This is a genomic window from Methylorubrum podarium (assembly GCF_022179745.1).
GTDB classification, from domain to species: domain Bacteria; phylum Pseudomonadota; class Alphaproteobacteria; order Rhizobiales; family Beijerinckiaceae; genus Methylobacterium; species Methylobacterium podarium.
Genome location: NZ_BPRD01000125.1, coordinates 1 through 10,245 on the forward strand (window position 1 = coordinate 1; position 10,245 = coordinate 10,245).

The 10,245-nt window shown below is 68.7% G+C and carries 7 protein-coding genes; 4 read left to right on the top strand and 3 right to left on the bottom strand.

Annotated features, from left to right (window positions below; all coding sequences use genetic code 11):
- The 3 genes from MFF42_RS06585 to ispG all read right to left on the bottom strand — a co-directional run.
- Positions 1-1,822, bottom strand: a 1,822-nt coding sequence (locus tag MFF42_RS06585; protein WP_238255032.1) for a TonB-dependent siderophore receptor, incomplete at its 3' end; no start/stop codon positions are given.
- Between the two features lie 295 nt (positions 1,823-2,117).
- Entirely contained in the window at positions 2,118-4,139 is a 2,022-nt protein-coding gene (locus MFF42_RS06590) for a potassium transporter Kup (RefSeq protein WP_238255033.1), read from the bottom strand.
- Positions 4,140-4,428: 289 nt separating this feature from the next.
- Positions 4,429-5,757: a flavodoxin-dependent (E)-4-hydroxy-3-methylbut-2-enyl-diphosphate synthase gene (ispG, locus tag MFF42_RS06595; protein WP_238255034.1), complete on the bottom strand. Its 1,329-nt coding sequence runs from the start codon at positions 5,755-5,757 to the stop codon at positions 4,429-4,431.
- Positions 5,758-6,119: 362 nt separating this feature from the next.
- On the opposite strand from ispG, the gene MFF42_RS06600 reads away from it, so the two are divergent.
- From MFF42_RS06600 to MFF42_RS06615, 4 genes are all read left to right on the top strand, one after another.
- Positions 6,120-7,298, top strand: coding sequence for a patatin-like phospholipase family protein (locus MFF42_RS06600; RefSeq protein WP_238255035.1), 1,179 nt, complete (start codon positions 6,120-6,122; stop codon positions 7,296-7,298).
- A gap of 358 nt (positions 7,299-7,656) precedes the next feature.
- On the top strand, positions 7,657-8,685 hold the full coding sequence (locus MFF42_RS06605; RefSeq protein ID WP_238255036.1) for an ArsR/SmtB family transcription factor: 1,029 nt from the start codon (positions 7,657-7,659) through the stop codon (positions 8,683-8,685).
- Between the two features lie 58 nt (positions 8,686-8,743).
- On the top strand, positions 8,744-9,670 hold the full coding sequence (metF, locus tag MFF42_RS06610) for a methylenetetrahydrofolate reductase [NAD(P)H] (RefSeq protein ID WP_238255037.1): 927 nt from the start codon (positions 8,744-8,746) through the stop codon (positions 9,668-9,670).
- A 28-nt stretch (positions 9,671-9,698) separates the two neighbouring features.
- Positions 9,699-9,980: a hypothetical protein gene (locus MFF42_RS06615; RefSeq protein ID WP_238255038.1), complete on the top strand. Its 282-nt coding sequence runs from the start codon at positions 9,699-9,701 to the stop codon at positions 9,978-9,980.
- The last annotated feature ends 265 nt before the right edge of the window (positions 9,981-10,245 follow it).

A 10,245-nucleotide genomic window follows, 5' to 3' on the forward strand; every position in this document is an offset into this window, starting at 1 on the left:
CCTTCTTCAGCGCGCCGCGCGAGCGCACCTCGCCGAGCGGCGCGCTGAAGAAGGTGCCGGGCACCGGCTGCAGCACGTTCTGGCGCACGAGGTCGAAGGCCGCTGCCGTCAGGAAGAAGCCGTAGCCGACGGGCTCGAACTTGACGCCCACCTCGACCTGCTCGCCGTATTCCGGCAGGTAGCTCCGGCCGTTGGCGTCCGAACCGATCTGCGGCTGGAACGAGGTCGAGTAGCTGACATAGGGCGCCAGCCCTTCGGGGAAGTTGTAGATCAGGGCGGCGCGGCCGCTGAAGGCCTCGTCGCTGCGGCTGCTGCTGTTGGTCGGGCTGAGCCGGTCGCGCACGACGTTGTCGGCGAAGTCCTGGCGGCCGCCGAGGACGAGGGTCAGCCGGTCGGTGAGCTTGATCTGGTCCTGAGCGTAGATGCCGAGCTGCTGGAAGGTGTCGGCGTTGACGAGGTAGGGCGAGGGACGGCCCAGGATCTGGCCGTAGATCGGGTTGATGATGCTCAGCGGCGTCACGCTGTAGCCGGCCGCGAAGTTGGTGCCCTGATTGTCGTGCAGGTCGTAGCGCTTGTAGTCGAGGCCGATCAGGAGGTCGTGGGCGAAGTAGCCGTCGAAGAAGCGCGCCTCGGCCTGGTTGTCGACCTGGAAGATCCCGACCTTCGAACTCGTCAGGAACTGGTAGCGCGCCAGCTGCGTCTGCGCCGCGTCGGCGTAGCCGGTCTGGTTGAGGTAGGAGTTCTGGAAGGCGTCGCTGAACGAGTAGCGGAGGTTCTGGCGGAAGCTCCAGGTCTCGTTGAAGGCGTGCTCGAACTCGTAGCCCGCGAAGGCCTGCTCGCGCTGGAAGGTGTTGATGGCCGGGTCGCCGACATTGAGCGAGCGCGGGATGCGCAAGCCGCTCAGGTTGGGCCGCGCGGTGCCGAGATAGGGCAGGAAGTTCGCCGTGACCGCGGTCGAGTCGCGCTGGTAGCTCGTCAGGACGGTGAGCGAGGTGCCCGCGTCCGGACGGTAGGTGAGAGCCGGCGCGATGTAGGCCCGGTCGTCAGGCGCGCCGTCGACCTGGGTCCCGCCCTGCCGCCCGAAGCCCGTCAGGCGATAGAACCAGTGACCGGAATCGTCGGCGGGGCCGCCGATGTCGAAGGCGCCGTAGACCTGTCCGAACGAGCCGCCGCCGACCTCGACATAGCCGAAGGGCTGGGTCGTGGGGCGCTTCGTGATCTGGTTGATGATGCCGCCCGGATTCCCCGCGCCGAACAGCACGGCCGCGGGGCCGCGCAGCACCTCGATCCGCTCCAGGCCGAAGGTCTCGACCTTGAAGGTGCCGAAGCCGTAGTTCAGCACCTGCAGACCGTCGCGGTAGATGCCGTAATCGCTCGCGATGAAGCCGCGCAGGGTGAAGTAATCGACGCGGGTGTCGGCACCGAAGGTGCCGGAATAGACGCCGGCGGTGTACTGCGTCGCCTGGGTGAGCGTCTGCGCCTTCTGCGCGTCGATCTGCTCGCGGCCGACCACGGTGATCGATTGCGGGGTCTCGATCAGCGGGGTGTTGGTCTTGGTCGCGGTGGCGGAGCGGGTGGCGACGTAGCCCGTGACCGGGCCGCGCGGATCCTCCGGCGCCGCCCGTCCGTCGGGGCCGCGCTGGGCCGATTGGCCGCCGCCGGTGGCGCCGGCGCCCCGGCCGCTGCCCTCGACCGACAGCTCTTCCAGCCGCGCGCTCGCCTGCTGCGCCGCGGCGCCCACGGTGAGCGCGAGGAGTGAGGCGCCTGCCAGCGCCATCGTCCGCAGGGCGCGGACGCCGACGAGAGTGCGAACCGAGCCCATACGCCTGACCCCTTTTGTCCGGCAGCCAACCGCCTCCGCAGGAACGCGCGGAACGAGACCGGTCGGTTGTTTGGAATTATGCTAAACTGTTGTTGTTGCTTGCTTTTCGCAAGCGCAGCCGTACGAGACGGTGCGCGCGGACGCAAGACAGTCGCGCGCAAATCACCGCCCTGTAGCGAGCCAGCCACAGGACTTGGTGCAACCTCGCCGTGTTGTTTTCGCAAGAAAACCCGTCCGACGCTCCCAGCGCGGCACCGGCGCGGGATGCGAGAACGTGACCGTCAGAGCGTGATCGTCAGACGGTCACCTGGGTGCCTACTTCGACGACGCGGCCGGTCGGGATCTGGAAGAAGTCCGTGGCGTCGTTGGCGTTCTTGGCCAGCGTGATGAAGATCCGGTCCTGCCACAGCGGCATGCCGGAATGGGCGGCCGGGCGGATCGAGCGGCGCGACAGGAAGAACGAGGTCGACATGATGTCGAACTTGAAGCCCTCGCGCTTCAGCAGCGTCAGGGTGCGCGGGATGTTGGGCGTCTCCATGAAGCCGAAGCGCATCACCACCCGGTAGAAGCCGAAGCCGACGGGCTCGATCCGCACCCGCTCCCCTTGCGTCGCCCGGGGCCGGTCCATGGTCTCGACGGTGAGCACCACGTTCTTCTCGTGGATCACCTTGTTGTGCTTCATGTTGTGCAGGAGCGCGGCGGGCGCGATCTCGGGATCGCTCGTCAGGAACACCGCCGTGCCCTTCACCCGCTGGTAGGAGGTGCTCTTCTCCAGCATGCCGACGAGCTCGATCAGCGGCACGTCGGTCTTGCGGGTCTTGTTGAACAGGATCGTGACGCCCCGCACCCAGGTCCACATCATCAGCATCAGGCCGCCGGCCAGGATCAGGGGCACGTAGCCGCCCTCGTGCAGCTTCAGCAGGTTCGAGAGCAGGAACAGGAATTCCAGCACGATGAAGGGCATGATGATCGCCGCCGAGACCAGCGGCGAGAACCGCATGACCTTCCACAGCACCACGTAGGCCATGCTGGCGGTGAGCAGCATCGTTCCGGTCACGGCGATGCCGTAGGCGGAGGCCAGCGCCGAGGAGGAGCGGAAGGTGACCGCAAGGATCACCACGCCGAGGCAGAGCAGGGTGTTGATCTGCGGCAGGTAGATCTGGCCCGAATGCGCCTCGGAGGTGTGGCGGATCTCCATGCGCGGCAGCATGCCGAGCTGGATCGCCTGCCGCGAGAGCGAGAAGGCCCCGGTGATGACCGCCTGGCTCGCCGTCACCGTGGCGAGGGTGGCCAGGATCACCATGGGGATCAGGCCCCATTCCGGCACGAGCTGGTAGAACGGATCGGTGGTCTCGGGCTTGGCCAGCACCAGGGCGGTCTGGCCGAGATAGTTCAGGACGAGGCAGGGGGCGACGAGGCCGAGCCACGCCACCTGGATCGGGCGGCGCCCGAAATGGCCGAGATCGGCGAACAGCGCCTCGGCGCCGGTCACGGCCAGGAACACCGCTCCGAGCGCCACCAGCGCGCCGGTGCCGTGGCCGAGCAGGTAATGCACCGCGTACCAGGGATTGAAGGCGGCGAGCACGTCCGGATTGCCGACGATGTGGGGCAGCGCCGCCGCGGCCATGGCCAGGAACCACACCACCATGGCCGGCCCGAAGAAGGTCGCCACCCGCGCCGTACCGTGGCTCTGCACCGCGAACAGGCCGAGGATGATCGCCACCGTGATCGGCAGGACGTAGTCGTTGAAGGCCGGGGTGACGAGCTTCAGGCCCTCCACCGCCGAGAGTATCGACATGGCCGGCGTGATGACGGAATCGCCGTAGAACAGCGAGGCCCCGAGCAGGCCCAGTATGAACACGATCTTGGAGCCGCCGAGCGCGTGGCGGGCCTTGGCCATGAGCGAGAGGATGCCGCCCTCGCCGTTGTTGTCCATGCGCAAGAGGATCGCGACGTACTTGATCGTCACGATCAGGAGCAGCGCCCAGATAATGAGCGAGGTGGTGCCGATCACCTCCTCGGGCAGCAGGATGCCGTCGGTGCGGGAGGGAGCGAGCGCCTCGCGGAAGGCGTAGAGCGGGCTCGTGCCGATATCGCCGTAGACCACGCCGACGGAGCCGATCGTGAGCGCCCAGAAGCCGGCCTTGGCGTGGCCCTCGGCCGAAGCGTCGGTGGGATCGTGCGCACCGGCCGAGGCCGCGACCGGGCCGCCCTCGCCGGGGGCCGGACCGTCCACGACGGGCGCGGCCGGCGGGTTCTCGGCGCTCGAACTCGCGGCGCCCGAATTCGCGGCACTTGGGCTGGCAGGCTGGGTCATCGGGCAGGCTTGCCTGGGCTCGTGCGTCGTCCGACCGGATGTGGCGGAGGCGCATGAAGGAAATGCGTCGGTGGTGCCAATCGACCACGCCGACACGACGATCGGGCCGCATAAGGGCGGCTCGCCGGTGGCCGGGCGGGGCGGGGTCGGCTCGCGGGGCTCGGACCGGACGTCACGACGGCCGGAAAGGCGGAACGCGGATCGGAGCAGGCGTCCCGACCCGAAACGGAAAGACGGCCGCCCCATCCACCCGCGCGGGGGATGAGGGCGGCCGTCTCACCGAAAAGACTCACTCGGCGGCGTCGCGCTTGCCCTGGCCGAAACGGCGCTCGATGTAGTCGATCACGATCGTCTCGAAATCCTTGGCGAGGGTCGCGCCGCGCAGGGTCATCGCCTTCTTGCCGTCGATGAAGACCGGGGCGCTCGGGCTCTCGCCGGTGCCGGGCAGCGAGATGCCGATATCGGCGTGCTTCGACTCGCCGGGTCCGTTGACGATGCAGCCCATCACCGCGACGTTGAGGCCCTCGACCCCCGGATAGGTCTTCTTCCACTCCGGCATGGAGGTGGTGATCCAGTTCTGGATGTCGCGGGCCAGTTCCTGGAACGTCGTCGAGGTGGTGCGGCCGCAGCCGGGGCAGGCGGCGACCAGCGGCACGAAGGTCCGGAAACCCATGGTCTGCAGGAGTTCCTGCGCCGCCTTCACCTCGACCGTCCGGTCGCCGCCGGGCTCCGGCGTCAGCGAGTAGCGGATCGTGTCGCCGATGCCCTCCTGCAGCAGCACGCCGATGGCGGCGGAGGCGGCGACGATGCCCTTCGAGCCCATGCCGGCCTCGGTGAGGCCGAGATGGATCGCGTAGTCGGAGCGGCGCGCCACCTCGCGGTAGACCGCGATCAGGTCCTGCACCGCCGAGACCTTGGCCGAGAGGATGATGCGGTCCTTGGGCAGGCCGAGGGACACCGCGCGGTCGGCCGAGGTCAGGGCCGACTGCACCATCGCCTCGCGCATCACCGCGCGGGCGTCGATCGGGGTCGGCGAGCGGGCGTTCTCGTCCATCAGGTGCGTCAGGAGTTCGCCGTCGAGCGAGCCCCAGTTCGCGCCGATGCGCACCGTCTTGCCGTACTTGATCGCCTGCTCGACGATGGTCGAGAACTGCGTGTCCTTCTTCTCCTTGAAGCCGACATTGCCCGGATTGATCCGGTACTTGGCGAGCGCCTCGGCGCAGGCCGGATGGTCGGACAGGAGCTTGTGGCCGATATAGTGGAAGTCGCCCACCAGCGGCACGTGGCAGCCGATGCGGTCGAGCCGCTCGCGGATCTTCGGCACCGCCGCCGCCGCCTCGTCGCGATCGACGGTGATGCGCACCAGCTCCGAGCCGGCGCGGGCGAGCTGGGCGACCTGGGCCACGGTGCCGTCGATGTCGGCGGTGTCGGTGTTGGTCATCGACTGCACGACGATCGGCGCACCGCCGCCGACGGTGACCGCCCCCTCGCCCTGTCCGATCTGCACGCCGACGGTGCGGTGGCGCGGTGCCGGCCCCGCGATCTCCGGCCCCTTCATGTTCGGGCTCCGGGATTCGAGCGGGTTTGCCAGAGCGTCGGGAGCTTCCATGACTTCCATCGTGCCTTCGCGGGTCAGGTTTCGTCCGCGCGTGCCGGTCTCGGACGTCCCGCGGGCGCGGAAACGATCCTATCCGAATCCGGCGCGATCCGCGACCTGGGGATCCTTGCCGCGCCGCGCCCGCGCGAACGGATGCGCAGCGCGCCTCGATACAAGGCCGCTTCCATGTCGCATCCCGAGCGGGATGTCGAGCGTGTGCCGTGCGGATGCAAGGATGCAGGCCAAGAGGCAGGCAAACGATGCGGAGGCCGCCACGCGCGCTATCTCATATGGCATCGCCGACGCGCGAGGCAAAGAACCGCACAGGCTTTTTATCGCGACGCACCATCTATGGGTGCGCCGCAACAACCGTGCGAGGCAGCATGGACAGCTCTCCCCCCGATCCGGCCCTGAACGGCGGTCGGCCCGATGCGCCTCACGAGGACGCCCAAGCCGAGGACGCCCAAGCCGACGACGCCCACAACCCGGCGACCGCCGTGCCCGCCCCGATCGCCGATTCGACGCGGGTCGGAAACGGCTTCCGCGGGCTCGCCGGGCCGCGGGCCGAGAAGGCGGTCTCGCTGGCGCTCCAGGGCGGCGGCTCGCACGGCGCCTTCACCTGGGGCGTGCTCGATGCGCTGATCGAGGACGGGCGCCTCGCCTTCGAGGCGGTGACGGGCGCGAGCGCGGGGGCGATGAACGCCGTCGTCCTCGTGGACGGCTGGCTCGCGGGCGGCCCCGACGGGGCGCGGGCGGCGCTCGAACGATTCTGGCGCGAGGCGAGCCTCGATGCCGACCTGAAGCCGGTCCAGCAGAACTGGATCGACGGCCTCTTCCATGTCTGGAAGGGCAATCCCTTCATGGAAGCGTGGCTGAGGGTGCTCAATCCCGGCCCCTACAAGGCCAATCCGCTCAACATCAATCCCCTGCGCGGGGCGCTGGAGCGCACGGTCGATTTCGACCGCCTGCGCGCGGCCGAAACCGCCAACGTGTTCGTCTCCGCCACCAATGTCTGGACCGGCAAGCTCGCCGTGTTCGAGCGCGAGCGCCTGACCGCCGACCATCTCATGGCCTCGGCCTGCCTGCCGACCGTGTTCCAGGCGGTGGAGATCGACGGCGTGCCCTACTGGGACGGCGGCTATCTCGGCAATCCGGCGCTCTACCCGCTGCACGGGGCGAGCACCCGCGACATCCTGCTGGTGCAGATCAACCCGGTCGAGCGCCGCGAGACGCCGCGCACGTCGCAGGACATCCAGAACCGCCTCAACGAGATCACCTTCAACGCCAACCTGATGCGGGAACTGCGCGCCATCGACTTCGTGCACGGCCTGATCGAGGAAGGGGGACAGGCGGTGCCGGGCCTGGAGCGGGTCTTCCTGCACCGAATCGACGGGACCGATCGGCTCGACGACTACGCCGCCTCCACGCGCCTCGACGCCCGCTGGCGGGTCATCGAGCGCCTGCGCGACAAGGGCCGCGCCGCGGCGAAGGCGTGGCTCGACACGGGCTACGCCGAGGTCGGCGTCCGCTGCTCGCTCGACCTGAAGCAGGCCTATCAGTAGCGGCCGGCGGCGCTCCGGGCGTCGGCGGGTTCAGGGGGGACCATCGCCTCTCCCGCACAGGCCTGTCGTTCCGGAGCCGCGCAGTGGAACCCGGAATGACGACTGATAGCATTTCCGTTTGATCGCTTCGGTCTCTCCTTCGTCATTGCGAGGCGAAGCCGTGGCAATCCAGGGCTCCGCATAATCCGGATAGGTCGCGCTCTGGATCGCTTCGCTGACGCTCGCGATGACGGAGTGCGGGCAAACCCGAAGTGATCAACCGGAAACCGTATGAGGGAGCCCCGCCCTATCGAACGCGTCGATGCGGACTCACAAAACCCTCTTGCGCCGAGCCCGCTACGCACATAAAGATATCTTTATGTCTAGCGAGAGCAGCCCGAGGAACAGCCTCGACCCGGCCCCGGTGCCCTTCGCCGAGGCGCTCGCCGTGCTGCGGGCGGCGGCGGAGGAGACGCGGCTGCGCATCCTGGCGCTGCTGGCCGAGGGCGAACTCTCGGTCTCCGACCTCACCGACATCCTCGGCCAGTCGCAGCCGCGCATCTCGCGCCACCTCAAGCTCCTGGTCGAATCCGGCCTGATCGAGCGCCACCGCGAGGGGGCCTGGGCGTTCTTTCGCCTGCGCGAGGCGGCCATCGGTTTCGTCGAGCCGCTGATCTCGGCGCTGGAGCACGCCGCCCCGCCGCTCTCGGAGGACCGCGCCCGGCTCGACTCGGTCCGGGCCCAGCGCGCGGAGGCCGCGCAGGCCTTCTTCGCCCGGCTCGCGCCCAAATGGGACGGCCTGCGCTCCCTGCACGTGCCCGAGGCCACCGTCGAGGCTGCGGTGCTCGACGTCCTCGGCGACCGGCCGATCCGCCACGTGGTCGATCTCGGCACCGGCACCGGCAAGATGCTCGGCCTGCTGGCGCCGCTCGCCGGCCGCGCCACCGGGCTCGATTCGAGCCACGCCATGCTCTCCGTCGCCCGGGCGAACCTCGAACGGCTCGGCCTGTCGCGGGTTGATCTGCGCCAGGGCGACCTGCACGCGCCGCCCTTCGGCCGCGGCGGCTTCGACCTCGTGGTGCTGCACCAAGTCCTGCACTATCTCGACGACCCGGCCCGGGCGCTGCGCGAGGCGGCTCGCCTCGTCGCGCCGGGCGGGCGCCTTCTCGTCGTCGATTTTGCACCGCACAACCTCGAGCAGCTGCGCGAGAGCCAGGCCCACCGCCGCCTCGGCTTCGCGGCCGACCAGGTCACGGGCTGGCTGGTCCAGGCGGGTCTCGGCGCCGTCGAGAGCCGCGACCTCGCGCCCGAGGACGGCACCGCACTGCCTCTCACCGTCACGCTCTGGCTGGCGCACGACGCCTCCGCCGGTATCGGGACGGTGACTCCCGAACGCGCCGTGGCCTGAGCCGCGGCCCCGCACGACACAACGATTTCAAGCACGAGTTTCAAGAAAGGGACGACAGATGCCCAGCGATTCCCGGCACCGCGCCAGCCGCGACGGCTTCCGCCCGATCCGCGTCTCGATCGAGTTCTTCCCGCCCAAGACCGAGGAGATGGAAAACATCCTCTGGTCCTCGATCGAGCGCCTCGCGCCGCTCCAGCCGAAATTCGTGTCCGTGACCTACGGCGCGGGCGGCTCCACCCGCGAGCGCACCCACAACACCGTGGCGCGCATGGTGCGCGAGACCAGCCTCAAGCCCGCCGCCCACCTCACCTGCGTCAACGCCACCCGCGAGGAGATCGACGCGGTGGTGCAGTCCTACTGGGATGCGGGCGTGCGCCACATCGTGGCCCTGCGCGGCGATCCGGCCGAGGGCGTCGGCCACACCTACCGGCCGCATCCCGGCGGCTACGCCCAGACCTGCGACCTGGTCGCCGGCATCAAGCGGATCGGCGACTTCAAGGTCTCGGTCTCGGCCTACCCGGAGAAGCACCCGGAGGCCGCCTCGCTCGACGCCGACATCGACGCCCTGAAGGCGAAGGTCGATGCCGGCGCCGACCAGGCGATCACCCAGTTCTTCTTCGATAACGAGATCTATCTGCGCTATCGCGACAAGGTGCGCGCGGCCGGGATCGAGATCCCGATCATTCCCGGCATCCTGCCGGTGCAGAACTTCAAGCAGGCGGCCAACTTCGCCCGCCGCACCGGCGCCTCGGTGCCGTACTGGCTCGCCGCCCGGTTCGAGGGCCTCGACAACGACGTGGAGACCCGCCGCCTCGTCGCCGCCGCGGTGGCCGCCGAGCAGGTGCTCGACCTCGTCGACGAGGGCGTGGAGGACTTCCACTTCTACTCGATGAACCGCTCGGATCTCGTCTACGCCATCTGCCACCTCTTGGGCCTGCGCTCGCAGGCGCCGGCGAAGGTGGCAACGGCGAAGGCGGCGGCTTAAATCAAGGCTGACTTTCGGAGAATCAGCCGTGGCCGACCCGCAAGACATGATCCTGCCGCTCCTGCGGGAATTGCGCACGGAAGTGCAAAGTGGTTTCAACCGGATGGATCGCAAGTTCGCCGAGCACGATGCTCGGTTCGACAAGCTCGAAAAGCGTTTCGACAATCTCCGGCAAGCCATGAACGGCGAATCCGTGCTCGGTCGCTACGCGGCGGCCGAGGTCGAGCAACGCCTCGAGGCCATCGAGAAGAGGCTCGAAGCGCTCGCCACTTTCGAGAGCCGACTTTCGGCCCTCGAATCGACGTCTTGAGAGACATCTTCCTCGAAATTGAGCTGCCCGGGCGCCGGTGTGTGCGGGGCGGACAATCACTTCGATTGACTGAGGGCCGCTGCCGAGGCCTTCGCCCATGTCCTGTGCCGATATCCTCATCAGGACGAGCCGGGATGAATGGGACTGAACGGCCCTGAAGGACATGATATGACCACCTTCCCCCCCGTCGACGGCACCGAGATCGAGCGCGCGCTGCGCCAGCGTGCGTCCGAGAAGATCCTCGTCCTCGACGGGGCGATGGGCA